Annotated in this window: 20 protein-coding genes; 12 read left to right on the forward strand and 8 right to left on the reverse strand. The window is 73.2% G+C overall.

Annotation, left to right across the window (positions count from 1 at the left end):
* Window positions 1–36: 36 nt before the first annotated feature.
* Window positions 37–495 (forward strand): tetratricopeptide repeat protein, encoded by a 459-nt coding sequence (locus LUM46_RS11895; RefSeq protein WP_274994387.1) that lies wholly within the window; start codon window positions 37–39, stop codon window positions 493–495.
* Between the two features lie 79 nt (window positions 496–574).
* Here LUM46_RS11895 and LUM46_RS11900 read toward each other — a convergent pair whose 3' ends face one another.
* Window positions 575–1,537, reverse strand: coding sequence for a TIGR03557 family F420-dependent LLM class oxidoreductase (locus LUM46_RS11900; RefSeq protein ID WP_274994140.1), 963 nt, complete (start codon window positions 1,535–1,537; stop codon window positions 575–577).
* 149 nt (window positions 1,538–1,686) lie between these two features.
* On the opposite strand from LUM46_RS11900, the gene LUM46_RS11905 reads away from it, so the two are divergent.
* From LUM46_RS11905 to LUM46_RS11930, 6 genes are all read left to right on the forward strand, one after another.
* The gene (locus tag LUM46_RS11905; RefSeq protein ID WP_274994141.1) at window positions 1,687–2,214 is read left to right on the forward strand and encodes a hypothetical protein; all 528 of its coding nucleotides are present in this window, start codon (window positions 1,687–1,689) and stop codon (window positions 2,212–2,214) included.
* Window positions 2,211–3,440, forward strand: coding sequence for an Nramp family divalent metal transporter (locus LUM46_RS11910; protein ID WP_274994142.1), 1,230 nt, complete (start codon window positions 2,211–2,213; stop codon window positions 3,438–3,440). Before LUM46_RS11905 ends, LUM46_RS11910 begins: the two co-directional genes overlap by 4 nt.
* Window positions 3,437–3,880: a hypothetical protein gene (locus tag LUM46_RS11915; RefSeq protein WP_274994143.1), complete on the forward strand. Its 444-nt coding sequence runs from the start codon at window positions 3,437–3,439 to the stop codon at window positions 3,878–3,880. The genes LUM46_RS11910 and LUM46_RS11915 overlap by 4 nt, the downstream gene beginning before the upstream one ends.
* Before the next feature lie 10 nt (window positions 3,881–3,890).
* Window positions 3,891–4,250 carry a PRC-barrel domain containing protein gene (locus LUM46_RS11920; RefSeq protein WP_274994144.1) on the forward strand — a complete coding sequence of 120 codons (360 nt, stop codon included), beginning with the start codon at window positions 3,891–3,893 and terminating at the stop codon, window positions 4,248–4,250.
* 69 nt (window positions 4,251–4,319) lie between these two features.
* Window positions 4,320–5,666, forward strand: coding sequence for an APC family permease (locus tag LUM46_RS11925; RefSeq protein WP_274994146.1), 1,347 nt, complete (start codon window positions 4,320–4,322; stop codon window positions 5,664–5,666).
* A 221-nt stretch (window positions 5,667–5,887) separates the two neighbouring features.
* On the forward strand, window positions 5,888–7,510 hold the full coding sequence (locus tag LUM46_RS11930; protein WP_274994147.1) for an MFS transporter: 1,623 nt from the start codon (window positions 5,888–5,890) through the stop codon (window positions 7,508–7,510).
* A gap of 25 nt (window positions 7,511–7,535) precedes the next feature.
* Here the strand turns inward: LUM46_RS11930 and LUM46_RS11935 are convergent, their stop codons facing one another.
* The 7 genes from LUM46_RS11935 to LUM46_RS11965 all read right to left on the reverse strand — a co-directional run bounded on the left by LUM46_RS11935 (window position 7,536) and on the right by LUM46_RS11965 (window position 13,209).
* Window positions 7,536–8,831: an MFS transporter gene (locus LUM46_RS11935; RefSeq protein WP_274994148.1), complete on the reverse strand. Its 1,296-nt coding sequence runs from the start codon at window positions 8,829–8,831 to the stop codon at window positions 7,536–7,538.
* 83 nt (window positions 8,832–8,914) lie between these two features.
* Window positions 8,915–9,454 carry a GNAT family N-acetyltransferase gene (locus LUM46_RS11940; protein ID WP_274994150.1) on the reverse strand — a complete coding sequence of 180 codons (540 nt, stop codon included), beginning with the start codon at window positions 9,452–9,454 and terminating at the stop codon, window positions 8,915–8,917.
* Between the two features lie 22 nt (window positions 9,455–9,476).
* Window positions 9,477–9,944: a hypothetical protein gene (locus LUM46_RS11945; protein WP_274994151.1), complete on the reverse strand. Its 468-nt coding sequence runs from the start codon at window positions 9,942–9,944 to the stop codon at window positions 9,477–9,479.
* Window positions 9,945–10,045: 101 nt separating this feature from the next.
* Window positions 10,046–10,549, reverse strand: a complete 504-nt coding sequence (locus LUM46_RS11950) for a GNAT family N-acetyltransferase (RefSeq protein WP_274994152.1) — start codon at window positions 10,547–10,549, stop codon at window positions 10,046–10,048.
* A gap of 60 nt (window positions 10,550–10,609) precedes the next feature.
* A complete protein-coding gene (locus LUM46_RS11955) occupies window positions 10,610–10,930 on the reverse strand; it encodes an AzlD domain-containing protein (protein WP_274994153.1) in 321 nt (106 codons plus the stop codon).
* Window positions 10,927–11,664, reverse strand: a complete 738-nt coding sequence (locus tag LUM46_RS11960) for an AzlC family ABC transporter permease (protein WP_274994155.1) — start codon at window positions 11,662–11,664, stop codon at window positions 10,927–10,929. Before LUM46_RS11960 ends, LUM46_RS11955 begins: the two co-directional genes overlap by 4 nt.
* Window positions 11,665–11,736: 72 nt before the next feature.
* Complete coding sequence (locus tag LUM46_RS11965) at window positions 11,737–13,209, reverse strand: NAD-dependent succinate-semialdehyde dehydrogenase (protein WP_274994156.1); 1,473 nt, start codon at window positions 13,207–13,209, stop codon at window positions 11,737–11,739.
* An 87-nt stretch (window positions 13,210–13,296) separates the two neighbouring features.
* On the opposite strand from LUM46_RS11965, the gene rraA reads away from it, so the two are divergent.
* The 5 genes from rraA (at window position 13,297) to LUM46_RS11990 (ending at window position 17,544) form a co-directional block, all read left to right on the forward strand.
* The gene (rraA, locus tag LUM46_RS11970) at window positions 13,297–13,761 is read left to right on the forward strand and encodes a ribonuclease E activity regulator RraA (protein ID WP_274994157.1); all 465 of its coding nucleotides are present in this window, start codon (window positions 13,297–13,299) and stop codon (window positions 13,759–13,761) included.
* Entirely contained in the window at window positions 13,758–14,300 is a 543-nt protein-coding gene (locus LUM46_RS11975; RefSeq protein WP_274994158.1) for a P-loop nucleotide/nucleoside kinase family protein, read from the forward strand. The genes rraA and LUM46_RS11975 overlap by 4 nt, the downstream gene beginning before the upstream one ends.
* A gap of 36 nt (window positions 14,301–14,336) precedes the next feature.
* Window positions 14,337–15,332, forward strand: a complete 996-nt coding sequence (gene dapA, locus LUM46_RS11980; RefSeq protein ID WP_374726934.1) for a 4-hydroxy-tetrahydrodipicolinate synthase — start codon at window positions 14,337–14,339, stop codon at window positions 15,330–15,332.
* Window positions 15,333–15,369: 37 nt separating this feature from the next.
* The gene (locus LUM46_RS11985; protein ID WP_274994161.1) at window positions 15,370–17,055 is read left to right on the forward strand and encodes a ribonuclease J; all 1,686 of its coding nucleotides are present in this window, start codon (window positions 15,370–15,372) and stop codon (window positions 17,053–17,055) included.
* A gap of 123 nt (window positions 17,056–17,178) precedes the next feature.
* Window positions 17,179–17,544: a DUF998 domain-containing protein gene (locus LUM46_RS11990; RefSeq protein WP_274994162.1), complete on the forward strand. Its 366-nt coding sequence runs from the start codon at window positions 17,179–17,181 to the stop codon at window positions 17,542–17,544.
* Window positions 17,545–17,546: the final 2 nt, after the last annotated feature.

The raw sequence follows: 17,546 nt of genomic DNA on the forward strand, positions 1-17,546 counted from the left end.
GACCGGTCGGCCGAGCGGCCGGCGTCGGGCCGAAGGCTGCCCAAGGGGCTGCCTGGCTCGCTGGCCGTGACCCTGCTGCTCGTGCTGTACGTCTGGCAGATCGCGGGGCGGGGCATCGCGATGGTACGCAGCGGCGAGCTGGTGCTGATCGCCATCGGGCTGTCGGTGCTGATCATCCCGCTGCTGGTCATCGGCTTGATCGCGCGTGAGTACCGGCTGGCGGCGACCGTGCAGACCATGGCCGACACGCTGTTCGCCGAGGGCAACCTGCCCGTGGACGACCTGCCGCGCTCACCCGGCGGCCGCATCGACCGGTCGGCGGCGGACGAGGCCTTCGAGCCGCGCCGTGCGGCGGTCGAAGCCGCGCCCGACGACTGGCGCGCCTGGTACCACCTGGCTTTCGCCTACGACGCGGCGGGCGACCGCCGCCGGGCGCGGGAGTCGCTGCGGAAGGCGGCCGGCTTCTACCGGACCAGGACCGCCCCCGCGGCTTAGGGCCCGGCCTTCCGCCTGCACCGCCGGGCGGCCCGTTCGCGTCCGATCGACAGGAACGCCGTGCTCGGCAGCGGGCGCCCTACAGCGCCCGGACGCGTTCCAGCAGCGGTCCGGCCGCCTCGGCGAGGAACCGCTCCTGGTTGTGGTCGCCGATCTGCACGAACGCGAGGTCGGTGAAGCCGGCGTCCAGGAACGGGCGGGCGCTCTCGGCGAGCTTGTCCAGGTCCGGCCCGCAGGCGATCGACGACGCGACGTCCTCCGGCCGCACGAACTGCGTGGCGCCGGCGAAGCCGGCGGGCGTGGGCAGGTCCGCGTTCACGGACCAGCCGCCGCCGAACCAGCGAAACTCGGAGTGGGCCCGCTCGATCGCCTTCTGCTCGTCCGGGTCCCAGCAGATCGGCACCTGGCCGAACACCCGGGACCCGCCGGGGTGCTTGTCGTTCCAGCCCTGCACCACGTCGCCGTCTGGCATCGCCTGGACGAGGTGGTCCGCGAGCGGGGCGAACCGCTTGATGCCCTGCTCGCCGGAGAGGGCGACGCCGACCTCGACCCCGGCATCCGGCACGTCCCAGAGCCGCGCGGAGTCGACCCGGAAGTGCTGGCCCTCCCAGGTGATCAGCTCACCCGTGAGGAGCTCGCGGATGATGTGCATCGCCTCCTCGAGCATGTCGTGCCGCATGTCGATGCTCGGCCAGCCCTCACCGATCACGTGCTCGTTCAGGTTCTCCCCGGAGCCCAGCCCGAGGGTGAAGCGGCCGTCGGCCACGAGCTGGAGGGTCGCCGCCTGCTGTGCCACCACGGCCGGGTGGTAGCGCATCGTCGGACATGTCACGAAGGTCATCAGCTCGACCCGGTTCGTCGCCTGGGCGACCGCCCCCAGGAGCACCCAGGCGTTGGGCGCGTGTCCCTGCTCCGTGAGCCAGGGGCTGTAGTGGTCGCTGGAGAGCTCGAAGTCGAACCCTGCCTCCTCGGCGCCGACGGCGTACCGCAGCAGCTCCCGCGGCCCGCTCTGCTCGGTCATGAGGGTGTACCCGAAACGCATGGGTCGCTCCTTCCGATGTCCTGGGACCTTCCGTGCCTCCCTGCCGACGATACGCACGGGTGGTCGTCGCTCGCCCCTCGGGTACTGCCCGGCCCTGCCGAAGTTTCACCCGGCGTGCGGGAGCCGCAGATCCGCGCGAGCATTCGAACGTGACGAACCGTCCCGGCCGCTCGCCGATCTGCTCGCGCGCCGTCGCGCCGCTGGTCCTGGCGCTGATGGTCGTGCTGGCGGGATGCGCACCGGCGGCCACCCGGGCCGACGACGCGGTGGCTCTCAGCAGCGTGTCCGACCACCTCGACGACGCGAGCTCGGCGGTCGCGACGGCGGAGCTCGCCGTGCGGTCGCGCGCGGCCGGCCGGCTGCCGGCGGTGACCGCCGACGTGGCGGCCGACGACGCCGTCGAGACGGCCACCGGGGCGGTGCACGGCATCGGAACCCTGGTGATCGCCACCGACGACGCCGACCGGGTGCGGGAGGAGGCGCTCGACGCGGCGTCGGCCGCCGTCGGACCGGTAGCCGCTGCCCGCACCTGGCTGGGGCGGCCGCCGTCCCCTGCCGGCGACGTGCTACGTGCTCTCGACGACGCCTCCAGCACGCTCGACGACGCCAGCGGGGCGGTCGAGCAGGCGGAGGCGGAGGCCCGGCCCGAGGCGCAGGTCGGGCGGGCGGTGCCATGAAGAGTCGCCTGCTGACCGTCGCCCTCGGCATCCTCACCGCGATCGGCGGCTTCCTCGACGCCGGGGACCTTGTCACCAACGCCGTCGTCGGCTCGCGGTTCGGGCTGTCCCTGGCCTGGGTGGTCCTCGTCGGTGTGGTGGGCATCTGCGTGTTCGCGCACATGTCCGGCAAGGTCGCGGCCGTGTCCGGGCGGGCGACGTTCGAGGTCATCCGCGAGCGCCTCGGGCCGACGACCGCAGGGCTGAACCTGGCGGCCAGCCTCGCGGTCACCGTGCTGACCCTCGTCGCGGAGGTCGGGGGCATTGCCCTCGCCCTGCAGCTCGCGAGCAGCGTGGACCACCGGCTCTGGGTGCCCGTGGCGGCGCTGGCGGTGTGGCTCGTCCTGTGGCGCGTGAAGTTCAACCTCATGGAGAACGTCACGGGTCTGCTGGGGCTGACGCTCGTCGGGTTCGCGGTGGCGGTCTTCCTGCTCGGACCGGACTGGGGTGACCTCGCCGCGCAGCTCGTCCCGCAGGTGCCCGTGCAGGAGAGTGCCGCGGTGTACTGGTACTTCGCCGTGGCGCTGTTCGGCGCGGCGATGACGCCGTACGAGGTGTTCTTCTTCTCGTCGGGCGGTGTCGAGGACGGCTGGACGGTGAAGGATCTCGCCTCGTCCCGGCTGAACGTGATGGTCGGGTTCCCGCTCGGCGGCCTGCTGTCGGTCTCGATCGCCGCGTGCGCCGCCATCGTGCTGCTGCCCGCCGGGATCCAGGTCGACTCGATGTCCCAGCTCACCCTGCCGATCGCGGAAGCCGGCGGGACGCTGCTCGTCGCGGTGGTCATCGTCGGTCTGGTGGCGGCGACGTTCGGCGCGGCGCTGGAGACGGCGCTGTCCACGGGCTACACGCTCTCGCAGTACCTGGGCTGGTCGTGGGGCAAGTTCCGGCGCCCCGCGCGGGCACCGCGCTTCCACCTGGCGATGATCCTGGCGCTCGTCGTCGCGGTCGGCGTCCTGATGACCAACGTGGACCCGATCGCCGTCACCGAGTACTCGGTGGTCTTCTCCGCGGTGGCGCTGCCCCTGACCTACCTGCCCATCCTGGTGGTCGCGAACGATCCCGAGTACATGGGCGAGCACGTCAACGGGCGGTTCATGAACGTGCTGGGCACGGTGTACCTGTTCATCCTCGTCGTGGCGGCCCTGGCCGCCATCCCCTTGATGATCGTGACGGAGGCGGGCGGATGAGACGGACGAGAACGGGCCCCCGTGACGTCTCCCGGGAGCCGGAGCCGCGGCAGCCGGGCCGGGTCCTGGACGCCCGCCTGCACCTCCTGGACCGTCAGGTGCTCGACGTCGACGGCATGCCGGTGTGCACGCTCGACGACCTCGAGCTCGAGGCCGTCGACGGCAGGTCCGCGGTGGACGAGCGGATCGACGGCAGCGTCCCCGTGGTGATCACCGACCTGCTGACCGGCCCCGTGCTCGGCACCAGGGTGTTCGGCGGACGCCCGCCCGCCTCGCGCTGGCACCGCCTGCCGTGGGCGCACGTGGTGGACATCGGCACGGCGGTGCGCCTGAGCGTGCGCAGCGGTGACCTCGACGCGACCTGGCTCGAGCGGTGGACCCGCGACCACATCATCGGCCGCATCCCGGGTGGCAACCACGATCCGGAGAGCTCGGGATGAGGAGGCCACGATGATCGCTTCGGACCTGCTCGACGTCCCCGTCCACGACGAGGCCGGGGCCCACCTCGGCTGGGTGGTCGACCTGCGCTTCGTGCTCGACGGGGCGCCCGACACGTTCCTCGCCCGCGCGCGGCTGCACGCCCTCGTCGTGTCCCCGCGCACCCGTACGTCGTTCATGGGGTTCGAGCGGTCGAGCGTGCGGCACCCGTGGCCGGTCGCCCCGATCCTGCGGTGGTGGCACCGGGGCACGTTCCTCGTGCACTGGCCCGACGTCGCGCGGGTACCGGACCCGGACGCCGGCGCCGGGCCGGAGGACACCGCGGCCATCGTGCTGCGCGCCGAGTTCACCGCCTACGAGCCCGGACTCTGACGTCGTGCGTGCCGGAGTGGGCGGCCCTCGCGCGCTGCGAGTCGACGCTACAGGTGCCAGCCTCTAGCCATGACGACGAGCCAGGCCGACCCGGAGACCCGTCTTTCCCGCACCGTCAGCGGACGGCTGCTGTACCTGTTCATCCTCGGTGACGTGCTCGGAGCAGGCGTCTACGCCCTGGTGGGAGAGATGGCCGGAGAGGTGGGCGGGCCGGTGTGGCTGCCGCTGCTGGTAGCGCTCGGCCTTGCCCTGCTCACCGCCGGCTCCTACGCGGAGCTGGTCACGAAGTACCCGCGGGCCGGGGGCGCCGCCGTCTTCGCCGAGCGCGCGTTCCGGCAGCCGGTGATCTCGTTCCTCGTCGGGTTCTCGATGCTCGCCGCCGGTGTCACCAGCGCGGCAGGGCTCTCCCTGGCGTTCGCCGGTGACTACTTCGGCACCTTCGTCGACGCGCCCGAGCGCCTGGTGGCCGTGCTGTTCCTGCTTGCCGTCGCCGCGCTCAACGCCCGAGGGATCCGCGAGTCGCTCGGCGCGAACGTCGCCATGACGGTCATCGAGGTGAGCGGTCTCGTGGTCATCGTCGTCCTCGCGCTCGTGGTGCTCGGCCGCGGCGACGGTGACCTCGCACGCGCCACCCGGTTCGCCGACGACACCACGCCCGCGCTCGCGGTGCTGTCGGGGGCGATCCTCGCGTACTACTCGTTCGTCGGCTTCGAGACGTCGGCGAACGTGGTCGAGGAGGTCCGCGACGTGCGGCGGGTCTACCCGCGGGCCCTGTTCGGTGCCCTGCTGACGGCCGGCGCCGTCTACGTCGCGGTGGGCGTCGCGGCTGTCGCGGTCGTGGAGCCCGACACGCTCGCCGGCTCCAGCGGCCCCCTGCTCGAGGTGGTCACCCGGACGGGTGCGGTACCCACGTGGCTGTTCTCCCTGGTCGCCCTCGTCGCCGTGGCGAACGGCGCGCTCCTGACCATGATCATGTCGAGCCGCCTGGCGTACGGCATGGCCGAGCAGCGGCTCCTGCCTGCCGCGCTCGGCCGCGTGCTGCCTCGCCGGCGCACGCCCGGCGTCGCCATCGTGGTCACCACGTTCGTCGCCGTGGGGCTGGTCTTCACGGGCGACCTCGCGTCGCTGGCGGAGACCGTGGTGCTCCTCCTCCTGCTGGTGTTCATCAGCACCAACGTGGCGGTGCTCGTGCTGCGCCGCGACCCGGTGGCGCAGCCACACTTCCGGGTGGCGACGGTGGTGCCGTGGCTCGGTGTCGGGAGCTGCGTGCTGCTGCTGACCCAGCAGTCGGGGGAGACCTGGCTGCGCGCGGGCACGCTGCTGCTGCTCGGCCTGCTGCTCTACGTCACGATGCGGGCCCTGCGGGGCCGGGACGGACGCACGGGTGCGACCGAGGACTCCTCGGCGGCCGGCTGACGGCTGCCACGGCCCGTGCGGCCGCCGGCACCAGAGACCGCGGTCACCTGCGACCTTGGTCACGAAGGGCCACCGGAGGTAGAGCGCACCCCGAACCGGTTGTTTGAATTGTCGCCGCTGCGATCGGCGGCAGTCGCCGGCGGCGTCCCCCTCCACTGAAAGCTCCCGTGTTTCTCCCTGCCCTTTTCAGCGCGCCCCTGCGTGCTCTGCGCGCGAAGTCCGTGCCTTCCAGCTCTGCCCCTGACCGCTCCCCGTGGCGTGCCCTGCGCCATCCGGCGATGCGCTGGTGGACGGGTGCCAACCTCGTCTCGAGTGCCGGCACGTGGATGCAGATGACCGTCCAGAACCTCCTCGTCCTCCAGATCACCGGCTCCCCGGCCGCGACCGGGCTCTCGCTGGCCGTCCAGGCCGCTCCGGGCCTGCTCTTCGGCGTCGCCGGCGGCGCCGTCGTGGACCGCTGGCCCCGCAAGGTGGTGGTCGCCGTGAGCCAGGCGGTGCTCGGCGCGGTCGCGCTGGTGACCGCCCTGCTCGTCGGGCTCGACGTGCTCAACCTGCCGCTCCTGCTCGCCCTGTCGGCCGTCACCGGGCTGGTGGCCGCCGTGGACGGTCCCGCCACCTCGCTCCTCGGCAACGACCTCGTGCCGCCCGACGACGTGCCCTCCGCCATCGGGCTGGGCTCCGTGACCAACAGCGTGGGCCGGCTGGCCGGCGTCGGTATCGCCGGTGCCCTGCTGGCGCTCACGGGTCCCGCTGCCGCGTACCTCGGCAACGGCATCTCGTTCCTCGCTGTGGCGGCCCTCGTGCCGTTCCTGCGGCTGTACACGCGGCGCCATCACGACGTGCTGACGGTGGAGCCCGTGCCGCCCGCCGAGCTCGTGGCGCAGGCCGCGCCCGTGCCGCCGGTCGAGCCGGCCGCTCCGGCCGAGCCGACGGCGCCGGCCGGAGCGCCGGAGCTCGGTCAGCCGGCCGCACCACGCCGACGGCGGTCGAGCTCGCTCGACGGCATCCGGTACTTCTGGAGCCGCCCGCGGCTGGTCGCCCTGCTGTCCGTCACCGCCGTCAGCGCGGTCTTCGGCCGCAACTACTCGCTCACGCTCGCGGTTCTCGTCACCGGCGCGCTCGCCGGCACCACGCAGGACTTCGCGACGGTCGCCTCGGTGCTGGCCGTCGGCGGGATCGTCGGAGCGTTCCTCGCCGGGCGCCTGCGCCGGCCCACGGTGCGGATCGTCGCGGCGCTCGCGGCGGGCGGCGCGCTGCTCCAGGTGCTCGCGGGACTGTCGCCCACGTTCGCGGTCCTGCTGGTGGTCGTGGCTCCCATGGCGGTGCTGGAGTCGCTCTCCGACACGGCCGGGGCCACGGTGCTGCAGACGGACCCGCCCGCCGCCATGCGTGGCCGGGTCCTGGGCGTCTGGCGCAGTGCGAGCACCGCGTGGGGTCTGGCCGGTCCGCCGCTCCTGGGACTGCTCATGGAGCTGGTCGGCGTGCGGGCCGCCCTCGTGGCCGGTGGGCTGTTCGTCCTCGCGACGATCGTGGCAGGCACGGTCCGCAACCGGGTCCGCAACCGGGCCCGCACGGCGCGCTCCGCGCGCCCCGGCTCGGAGCGTTCGTCCCGGCAGCGGACGACGGCGGAGCCGAGCCTCTCCTACGTCCCGACGGCGCCCGCGCGCCACTCCCGGCGGGGGAGTGCCGTGGTACTGACCTCGCCCTCGCGCGCCTGGGTCAGCGCCGTGACGACCAGTGCCGAGGCGATGCCGTGGCCGCGCAGCCCTGCGACGGTCCAGAGCCTTGCGGTCGCCGACCGGCCCGCCGTGGGCGGGACCAGGGAGCTCGTCGGCACGTCGTGAGCCACGGGCCACGGGCCGGCCGGGATCAGGCGGGGTGGGACGCCACGGCCTCCGCGTCCGGGTGGGTCGGCACCCAGCGCACCAGCACCACCACCAGTCCGACGACGAGCAGCACGGACGTGAGCACGAACGGGTAGGTGCGGTCGATCCCGGACAGCCAGCCGGAGATCCAGCCGAACGGGGCCGCCGCGAGCATGATGCACGTGCGTTGGAGCGCCATCACCCGCGAGCGCTCGGCCTGGTCCACGTGCAGCGCGACGAGCGACTCCGAGAGCATGAACAGGAGGCCCGCACCGAAGCTGTCCAGCAGCAGGCACAGGCCGAGGAACGCGTACGTCGACCCCGTGGCGGCGCCGTCGGACGCGGGGATCGCGACCAGCACGAGCTGTCCGGCGAGGTGCACCCCGAACCCCCACACGGTGGCGCGCCTGAGGTCGACGGCGGTGGTCAGGAGCGGGATGAGCGTGAAGAAGAAGAGCACCGAAAGCACCGAGCGGACCATCGGGAAGAAGGGCAGCAGCGCGTCCGGTACGTTCAGGTGCTGGCTGGCCACCACCTGCCAGAACGTGCCGTTGACAAGCGTGACCGCGGCGGTGAGCGCGGCCACGGCCAGCGCGAGCAGCGAGCCGCGCGAGCGCAGCAGCAGCCCGAGCGCGCCGCGGTACCCGGCCAGCAGCCGCCACACGCTCTGCCCGCGGGTGGCAGCCATGCGGACCTCGCCCTGGCGGGTCTCCCGCGACCACCGGTAGAGCCAGACGATCTTGGCGGTCATCACCACCGCCGCGTTGACGTACAGGATGCGGACCGCGGGCTCGAGCCCGAGCTGGGAGACCAGGACGGCGGCCAGCGGCGCGAACAGGGCCGAGCAGTCGGACGCGACCTTGACCAGCGAGTAGATCCGGGTGATCTGGCCCCGCTCGGCGTCCTCGACCATGAGGCAGTCCCACGAGTTCTGCGTGACCTGCAGTGCGCCGTTCACGAGCGACGCGGCGAGGAAGAACCAGAAGTTTTCCGCGAACGCCCACAGCACGCACGGGATCACCCAGGCGACCACGTCGAACCACGCCGTCGTGGCGCGCCGGCCGAGCCGGTCGGTGATGATCCCGCCGGCCAGCCCGAAGACGACCTGGGAGAGCATGGCGACCGTCGCGAGGAAGCCGATCTGCTCGTCGTGCAGGCCCAGTGCCAGCATGAACACCGACGCGTACGGCAGCACGAGGGCCATGGACAGCCCCCACAGCGGCTCGGTCCACACGCAGGCGCGAGGGTTGCCGCGGAGCTCGACAAAGGTCCGCCAGAGCGGGTTGCGGGTGCGGTTCACCGGAAGATTGAAGCACCTCCGGGGTTGCGGTCACGCCAGCAGTCCGTGCCTGCTCAGCGCATGACTGCTCAGCGCGTGCCTGCTCAGTGCGTGCCGGCCGGCAGGACGGCACGCTCCAGGCACACCAGGTCGTCCCGTTCGTCCCAGGAGTCGACGACGGCGAAGCCGAGCGTCTCGTACAGGCGGATCGCCCCGGCGCGCCAGCTCCAGACGGACAGCGCGACGGTGCTCACGTCGCCCTCGTGCGCCGCGGTCAGCGCCGTCTCGACCAGCATCGACGCGATGCCGCGGCCGCGGGCCTCCGGCTCGGTCCAGAGCCGCTTGATCTCCGAGCGGCCGGACACCGGTGCGGTCAGCACGAGGCAGCCCGCCGAGACGTCACCGCAGCGCGCGACGAGCACGACGTCCTCGGCGAACGCGCGGCGCGGATCCGTCGTCTCCGCCCGGTAGCGGGCCGGCAGCGCGTCCGCGCCCGTGACGGGTGTGCCCTTCTCCGCCTCGGTCCGCAGGTGGTAGGCGGTCAGGAGCGCGCTCAGCCCGAGCCCGGCCGGGCAGTCCCGGCCGAGCCGGCGGACGACCGCCGGTTCGGCCCACGCGGCGGGGGGCACGGCAGCCGTGCTCATTCGGTGAGGCTCCTTCGGGGGCTCACTCGGTGAGGCTCGTCCAGCAGTAGAGCCCGTGCCCCAGGTCCGCCGCCCGCGTGGCGAGCGCCGCGAGCGGCAGCAGCGCGGCGGCGAGCTGGCGCGGCGGGACGGCGTGCGGCGCGGTGGCGGACCACTCGCGGGCGGCCCGGGCCAGGCGGGTGGGGGCGGCGGAGGCGAGGTCGTCCGCCAGCGTCTGGGAGACGGTCACGATCCAGGGGCCCTCGTCACCTCCGCTGCAGACGAGGGTCCCGTGCCGCGGGTGTGCGGTGACCTCGCCGTACGGGCGGCCGGACAGCACACCTGCGAGCCCGCCGAGCATGATGAACGGGTCCATCGACGGCACCGCGACGGCGTCGAAGCGCGGCAGGTCGGTGCGTTGGTCCGGGTCGGCCGGCCCACCGGGTGTGCGGAGCGCCGTCGCCGCCACCTCGTCGGAAGGTGCGGCGAAGTACTCCGTGCGTATCCCCATGACACCGATGGTCGCAAGGTCGTGTCACGGGACTGTCACGTCGGCGTGAACCCTGGGGTTCTTGTCGCGAGCGCCCCGGTCGCCGCCGGTTGGTGCCGGCGTCAGATCGCGGCGGACCAGCGGTGCTCGACGATCTCGCGGACCCCGGTCGCCAGCGTGCGGCTGCGGCCGTCCTCGCCGAGCCCGCTGGCCGCGAGGAAGGCGGCGCGTGCCGTGTCGTCCACGAGCGACCACGTGGTCACGGTCTCCGAGCCGTCGGCGCGGAGCCGGTCGACGGCGGCCGTGAGCAGGCGGGACCCGTGCCCGGCCCGCTGCGCCTCGGGCAGGACCTCGAGCGACAGCACCTGGCCGGGGGAGACGGCGGCGAACCCCACGACGTCGGGCCCGTCGAGCGCGACGAACACCGCGAAGTCCGGGCCGGGCGGGGAGTTGATCGCCGACGACCAGCGCTCCCGCATGGCCGGGACGTCGAGCGCGTCGATGACGCCCTCGCCCAGCACTCCCGTGGCGCGCCACGCGGCAACCTGCACATCGGTCACGGCGGACTCGTCGCCGGCGATCGCTGGGCGGACGGACACATCGGCGGTCTCGCGAAACAGTGCCACCGCACCACCCTAACCGCCGCCGCCCGCCGAGGGATCCGCTCCCCGCCGGAGACGGCCGCCTCAGCCCCAGCCGAGCGCGCGGAGGCCGGCCGCCGTGGCCGCGGCGAGCACCACCACCAGGATGAAGGGCGCGCGCAGGGCGAGGGCCAGGGCGGCGACCGCGAGTGCGGGAACGCGCGCGTCCACGGTCAGCGCGGACCCGTCGGCGAAGCCCTGGACCACGACGAGGGACACGAGCAGCGCCACGGTCACGAGGGTGGTGATGCGGGAGACCCGCTCGGCCGCGAGCCAGGACCGGGGGACCAGGTGGCCGCCGAGCTTGAGGGCATAGCAGGCCAGGGACGCCACCAGCACGGTGACCCAGAGCGTGGTGGTGGTCATCGGACGGACTCCTTCTCGGCCGGGTCCACGGCGTCCGGGGCGTCCGGGGCGTTGGGCGCGTTCGGCGTGACCAGCCCGACGACCACGGCCACCGCCGCCGCGGCGAGCACGGGGATCCCCGGCGGCACGAACGGGATCAGGGCGGCGGTCGCCACGACGGCGAGCCCTGCGACGAGCTGGGCACGGCGGGGTGCGAGCCGGGGCCAGACCAGTGCGAGGAAGGCGGCGGCCGCCGCGGCGTCGAGCCCCCAGGCGCGTGGGTCGCCGAGTGCGTCGCCGGCGAGCGCCCCGAGCAGCACGAACGCGTTCCAGAGCACGAAGACGCCGACACCCGTGACCCAGAACCCGATGCGGGACGCCGCGGGCTCGGGCTGGGCGACGGCGACCGCCGTCGACTCGTCGATGGTGACGTGCGCCGCGGCGAGGCGGCGCCAGCCGCGCACCTGGAGCAGCGGTGAGACCACCGCGCCGTAGAGGGTGTTCCGCAGGCCGAGCAGCGTCGCGGTGGCGATCGCCGCGACGGGTGTGCCCGCGGCGCCGATGACGCCGATCAGGGCGAACTGCGAGCCGCCGGAGAACATGAGCAGGCTGAGAGCCATGGTCGGGCCGAGACCGACACCGGCGGCGACCGACAGGGCACCGAACGAGATGCCGTACAGCCCGGTCGCCACCGAGACGCTCACGCCCTGGCGGACGGCGGCGCGGGCCGCCGGGTCACTGGGGAGGACGTTCACGCACCGAGGCTACGTCGTCGCCGGGCGGTCCGGGACACCCCCCGTCCGCCGGACGAGGACCTGCCCCGAGACCTACAGCGCCACGTACACGGTCTCCTGGTACTCCTCCATGCCCGCCTCGCCGCCCTCACGGCCCAGGCCGGAGGCCTTGACACCGCCGAACGGTGCGCTGGCGTCGGAGACCAGGCCGCGGTTGATGCCGATCATGCCCGCCTCGATCTCGTCCATGGCGCGCCGGGCCCGGGCCAGCGACGTCGTGTACGCGTAGGCCGCAAGACCGAACGGGGTGCCGTTGGCCAGCTCGAACGCCTCGTCGTCGGACCCGAAGGCGACGATCGGGGCGACGGGCCCGAAGATCTCCTCGGTCACGATCCGCGCGTCGGCGTCGACCCCGGTGAGCACCGTCGGCTCGAAGAAGTGGCCGGGGCCGTCGAGCCGCGCGCCTCCGGTGAGCACCTGGGCGCCGTGCGCGACGGCGTCGTCGACCAGGCCGGACACCTTCTCCACCGCCGCCTCGTCGATGAGCGGGCCCACCTCGGCGCCGGGACGCGTGCCCGGCGCGGTCACCTTCGCGCCCACCGCCGCGGCGAACCGGTCGGCGAAGGTGCGCGCGACGGCGTCGTGCACGAGGAAGCGGTTGGCGGCCACGCAGGACTGTCCGGAGTTGCGCAGCTTCGCGACCAGCGCGCCCTCGACGGCGGCGTCGACGTCAGCGTCCTCGAACACGACGAAGGGCGCGTTGCCGCCCAGCTCCATCGAGCTGCGCAGCACGTTCTTCGAGGCCTGGGCCAGCAACGCCTGGCCCACGCGGGTGGAGCCGGTGAACGAGACCTTGCGCAGCCGGGGATCCTCGAACAGCGGCTCGGTGACCGGACCGGCCTGCGTGGTCGGGACCACGTTGACGATGCCCGCGGGCAGGCCGCGCGCCTCCGCCTCGGAGCGAATGATCTCCGCGACCAGGAGGGTGGTCATCGGGGTCAGCGAGGCGGGCTTGACCACCACCGTGCACCCCGCGGCGAGCGCCGGGGCGATCTTCCGCGTCGCCATCGCGATCGGGAAGTTCCAGGGCGTGATGAGCAGGGACGGTCCCACGGGCCGGCGGCTCACGTACTGCGCGTTGCCCCCCGACGGCGCCATGCGCACCAGCCCGTCGGCGCGCACGGCCTGCTCGGCGAACCAGCGCAGGAACTCGGCACCGTAGAGCACCTCGGCGCGGGCCTCGGCCAGTGGCTTGCCGGCCTCCGCGGTGATCAGGGCGGCGATGTCGTCGGCGCGTGCGACGAGGCGGGCGAAGACGGCGCGCAGCAGCTCGGAGCGCTCCCGTGGCGGCACGGCACGCCAGGCGGGGGCGGCGGCGTGCGCGGCGTCAAGGGCGCGGACGGCGTCGGCGGGGATGGCGTCGGAGACGTCGAAGATGGGCTCGGCGGTCGCCGGGTCGGTGACCTCGAACGTCGCGCCGCCAGCGGCGGGGCCCCAGTGCCCGCCGACGAGGATGCCGGTGGGCAGGTGCGCCACGAAGGCGGGGGAGAGCATCGTCGCCGTCATATCTCGAGTATCCACCTCGGCGCGCTGCTCGCCCGGGCAGACCGCCGGGTATGGTCTCGCGCAACGCCACCGGACGAGAGGACCACCATGACCGCGACGGCCGACCTGTACGACGAGCACGGCGAGGCGCTGGCCTCGCTCTCCGTCCAGCTGCGGGACTTCGGCGGCGTCCGTGCCTTCTCCGGGCCGGTGCGCACCGTGCGGTGCTACGAGGACAACGGCCTGGTCAAGGCGGTGACCCGGACGCCGGGCGAGGGCGCCGTCCTGGTCGTCGACGGCGGCGGCTCGCTGCGCAGCGCCCTGATGGGCGACCTCATCGCGGCCGCGGCGGTCGAGAACGGCTGGGCCGGCGCGATCATCCACGGCGCGGTCCGCGACTCGGTGGCGCTCGGCGGGTTGCGCCTGGGCGTCAAGGCGCTCGGCACCAACCCGCGCAAGTCGTCGAAGACGGGCGCGGGCGTGCTGGACGAGGCGGTGGAGATCGGCGGCGTCGTGTTCCGGCCGGGCGCCACCGTGTACGCCGACGAGGACGGCGTGCTGGTCGAGCGGTGACCCGTGACGAGGCGCGGCTGGTCCTGCTCAACGGTCTGCCCGGCGTGGGCAAGTCCGCCCTCGCGGCGGCCTGGTCGGCCCGGCACCCCGGCACGCTCGACCTCGACATCGACGTCGTCCGGTCGCTGATCAGCGGAGACGCCCGGGAGACCGCGGAGCCGGCCCGGGCCCTCGGCCTCGCCATGGCGGTCGAGCACCTGCGCGGCGGGCACGACGTCGTCGTGCCGCAGCTCGTGGCGCGGACCGACCAGGTGCCACGCTTCGCGGACGCCGCCGCTACCGCGGGCGCACGGTTCGTCCACGTGCTCGTGGAGGCGCCGGAGGACCTGGTGGTGCGACGGGTGGCCGCGGACGCCGCACCCCACCGGCGCGAGCTGGACGCGGCGGCGCTCGCCGCCTACAGGGCAGGGCTGCACGAGGTGGCCCTGCAGCGCGGCGTGCGGCGCCTGATGAACGACGACGTCGGCGCCGCCGTGGACCGGCTGGAGCAGTTGCTGAGACCGGCGGGAGGCCAGGCCAGGAGCCCGGCGGGCCGATGAGCGCGAGGCCCGTCACAGGGCGGTAAACGGTACGGTATGCCTATGGTTCTTCCCGCTGACTCTGCGCGCCCGTTCGGCGCGGTCCTGACCGCGATGGTCACCCCGATGACGCCCGACGGCGCCGTGGACCTGAAGGCAGCGGTCAAGCTGGCGAAGAAGCTGGTGGACGACGGCAACGACGGCCTCGTCCTCTCCGGCACCACCGGCGAGTCGCCGGTGACCCACACGCCCGAGAAGGTGGAGCTCGTCGCCGCCGTCGTGGAGGCGGTGGGCGACCGGGCCGCGATCCTGGCCGGTGCCGGTTCCAACGACACCGCGCACGCGATCCGCATGGCCACGCAGGCCGCGGACGCGGGCGCTGACGGCCTGCTGGTCGTGTCGCCGTACTACTCGCGGCCCACGCAGGAAGGGCTGTACCAGCACTTCGCTGCCGTGGCGGACTCCACCGAGCTGCCCGTGATGCTGTACGACATCCCCGGCCGCTCCGGGGTGCGTATCGCGCCCGAGACCTTCGCGCGCATCGCGGAGCATCCGCGTGTGGTGGCCAACAAGGACGCCACCGGTGACGTCTGGTCGGCCGAACAGCTCATCGAGACCACCGGCCTCGCCTGGTACTCCGGCGACGACGGACTGCTGCTGCCCTTCCTCAGCGTGGGCGGCGCCGGGATCGTGTCGGTGTCCGCGCACGTGGTGGGCCAGAGGTTCGCCGAGGTCGTGCGCCTGTGGGACGCCGGCGACCACACCGGTGCGCTGCGGGTCTACCGGACGACGGTGCCGGTGGTCAACGCGCTCAACGGAGCCGGCGCGCAGGCCGTGATGGCCAAGGCCGCTCTGCAGGCGCAGGGCGTCCTCGAGCACCGGACGCTACGACTGCCGAACGTTGCCGCGAGCGACCACGAGGTGGCCCACCTGCGTGCCGTCCTCGTCGCCGGCGGCGTGATCCCCGCGAGCGCGCACCCTATGTCACCGCCGGAACTGCCGGAGGACGCCTCCGCCGTCATCGGGCACCCGGCGATCGCGACGCCGCGCTAAGAACTTTCTCTGTCAGTAACGAGGCCTTGGAGGCCAAGTGAGTCACCCTCACCCCGAACTGTCCCTGCCCCCTGCGCTGCCTGAAGGTGGCCTGCGTGTGGTCGCCCTCGGCGGCCTGGGCGAGGTGGGACGCAACATGGCGGTCCTGGAGCATGCCGGAAAGCTGCTCGTCATCGACTGCGGCGTGCTGTTCCCCGAGGACAACCAGCCCGGCGTCGACCTGATCCTGCCGGACTTCGACTACATCAAGGACCGTCTCGACGACATCGAGGCGATCGTGCTGACGCACGGTCACGAGGACCACATCGGTGCCGTGCCGTACCTGCTGCGGCTCCGCAAGGACATCCCGCTCGTCGGCTCGCGCCTGACGCTCGCGTTCATCGAGGCGAAGCTCAAGGAGCACCGCATCAAGCCCTACACCCTCGAGGTGAAGGAAGGGCAGCGCGAGCAGCTCGGCATCTTCGACTGCGAGTTCGTCGCGGTCAACCACTCCATCCCGGACGCGCTCGCCGTGGCGGTCACCACCGCCGCGGGCACCGTGCTGCACACCGGCGACTTCAAGATGGACCAGCTGCCCCTCGACGGCCGCATCACCGACCTGCGTGCCTTCGCCCGCCTCGGCGAGAAGGGCGTCGACCTCTTCATGGTGGACTCCACCAACGCCGAGGTGCCCGGCTTCGTGACGCCCGAGGCCGAGATCGGCCCGGTGCTCGACGACGTGTTCGCCCACGCGGACAAGCGGATCATCGTCGCGTCGTTCTCGTCGCACGTGCACCGCGTGCAGCAGGTCCTCAACGCCGCGCACGCCCACGGCCGGCGGGTCGCCCTCGTCGGCCGCTCCATGGTGCGCAACATGGGCATCGCCGCCGACCTCGGCTACCTCGACGTTCCGCCGGGCGTGCTCATCGACCTGAAGAAGGCCGACTCGCTGCCCGACGACCGGATCGTCTACATGTCCACCGGCTCGCAGGGCGAGCCGATGGCGGCGCTCTCGCGCATGGCCAACGGCGACCACAAGGTACAGGTCGAGTTCGGCGACACGGTGATCCTCGCGTCGTCGCTCATCCCGGGCAACGAGAACGCGGTGTTCCGCATCATCAACGGCCTGACCCGCCTCGGCGCGCGCGTCGTGCACGGCGGCAACGCGAAGGTCCACGTCTCCGGGCACGCGTCCGCCGGCGAGCTCATGTACTGCTACAACATCCTCAAGCCGAAGAACGTCATGCCGGTGCACGGCGAGGTGCGTCACCTCGTCGCCAACGGGGCGCTCGCGGTGAAGACCGGCGTGCCGGCCGACCGCGTGGTGCTCGCCGAGGACGGCGTCGTCGTGGACCTCGTGGACGGCAAGGCCTCCGTCGTGGGCGCCGTGCCGTGTGGTTATGTGTACGTCGACGGCTCATCGGTCGGCGAGATCACCGAGGCCGAGCTCAAGGACCGCGTGATCCTGGGCGAGGAGGGCTTCGTGTCCGTGTTCGCGGTCATCGACACCGCCACGGGCAAGGTGCTCGCACCGCCGCAGGTGCTGGCCCGGGGCATGGCCGAGGACGCCTCGGTGTTCGACAAGGTGATGCCGGAGGTCACCGCGGCGCTGGAGAACGCGATCGCGGGTGGGGCCACGGACACCCACCAGCTGCAGCAGATCATGCGCCGCACCATCGGGCGCTACGTGGCGACGCGGCTGCGCCGCAAGCCGATGATCGTCCCGGTGGTCCTGGAGGCCTGACCGAACTGGTCCGGTGGTTCGGTTCGGTGGCGAGCCCTACACACTGCACGTCATCGCCGGCGTGTCGCGTGCAGCGTGCAGGGCTCGACGGTTCGGGGAGATGTAGGCGTCTACGGTGCGGCGATGGTGGCGAGCGCGATCTTCCCGCCGGACCCGATGCCCGGATTCCCGCCGGGGCAGGACGGAGCCACGACGATGAGCGTCTCCGGTGTCCTGCACTTCGCCTTCGGCGGTATCGGGTTCGTCGCGTTCGCGGTGGCGGCCTTCCTGTTCGGCGGGTGGCTCGCCCGGCACGGTGAGCGCGGTCGCGCGGCCTGGTCGCGGGTTGCCGGTGCCGTGATCCTGGTGGGCTTCGTCGGTGGGGCCGCGCTGGGCCCTGCCGGGATGGGTGGGCTGTGGCTGGCCGTGGTCGTCGGCTTCGCCTGGCTGCTGCTCGCGTCGCTCCGCCTGTACCGGGCCGTGCCGCACACGGTGGTGGCGCACCGCTGACC

Origin of the sequence: Promicromonospora iranensis, assembly GCF_028994805.1 — a bacterium.
In the GTDB taxonomy this organism is placed as follows: Bacteria; Actinomycetota; Actinomycetes; order Actinomycetales; family Cellulomonadaceae; genus Promicromonospora; species Promicromonospora iranensis.

Coding starts and splice junctions, on each gene's coding strand:
- LUM46_RS11900 (WP_274994140.1), bottom strand. CDS start 1,537: ATGCGTTTCGGGTACACCCTCATGACCGAGCAGAGCGGGCCGCGGGAG.
- LUM46_RS11910 (WP_274994142.1), top strand. CDS start 2,211: ATGAAGAGTCGCCTGCTGACCGTCGCCCTCGGCATCCTCACCGCGATC.
- LUM46_RS11915 (WP_274994143.1), top strand. CDS start 3,437: ATGAGACGGACGAGAACGGGCCCCCGTGACGTCTCCCGGGAGCCGGAG.
- LUM46_RS11920 (WP_274994144.1), top strand. CDS start 3,891: ATGATCGCTTCGGACCTGCTCGACGTCCCCGTCCACGACGAGGCCGGG.
- LUM46_RS11925 (WP_274994146.1), top strand. CDS start 4,320: ATGACGACGAGCCAGGCCGACCCGGAGACCCGTCTTTCCCGCACCGTC.
- LUM46_RS11940 (WP_274994150.1), bottom strand. CDS start 9,454: ATGAGCACGGCTGCCGTGCCCCCCGCCGCGTGGGCCGAACCGGCGGTC.
- LUM46_RS11945 (WP_274994151.1), bottom strand. CDS start 9,944: ATGGGGATACGCACGGAGTACTTCGCCGCACCTTCCGACGAGGTGGCG.
- LUM46_RS11955 (WP_274994153.1), bottom strand. CDS start 10,930: ATGACCACCACCACGCTCTGGGTCACCGTGCTGGTGGCGTCCCTGGCC.
- LUM46_RS11965 (WP_274994156.1), bottom strand. CDS start 13,209: ATGACGGCGACGATGCTCTCCCCCGCCTTCGTGGCGCACCTGCCCACC.
- rraA (WP_274994157.1), top strand. CDS start 13,297: ATGACCGCGACGGCCGACCTGTACGACGAGCACGGCGAGGCGCTGGCC.
- dapA (WP_374726934.1), top strand. CDS start 14,337: ATGCCTATGGTTCTTCCCGCTGACTCTGCGCGCCCGTTCGGCGCGGTC.
- LUM46_RS11990 (WP_274994162.1), top strand. CDS start 17,179: ATGGTGGCGAGCGCGATCTTCCCGCCGGACCCGATGCCCGGATTCCCG.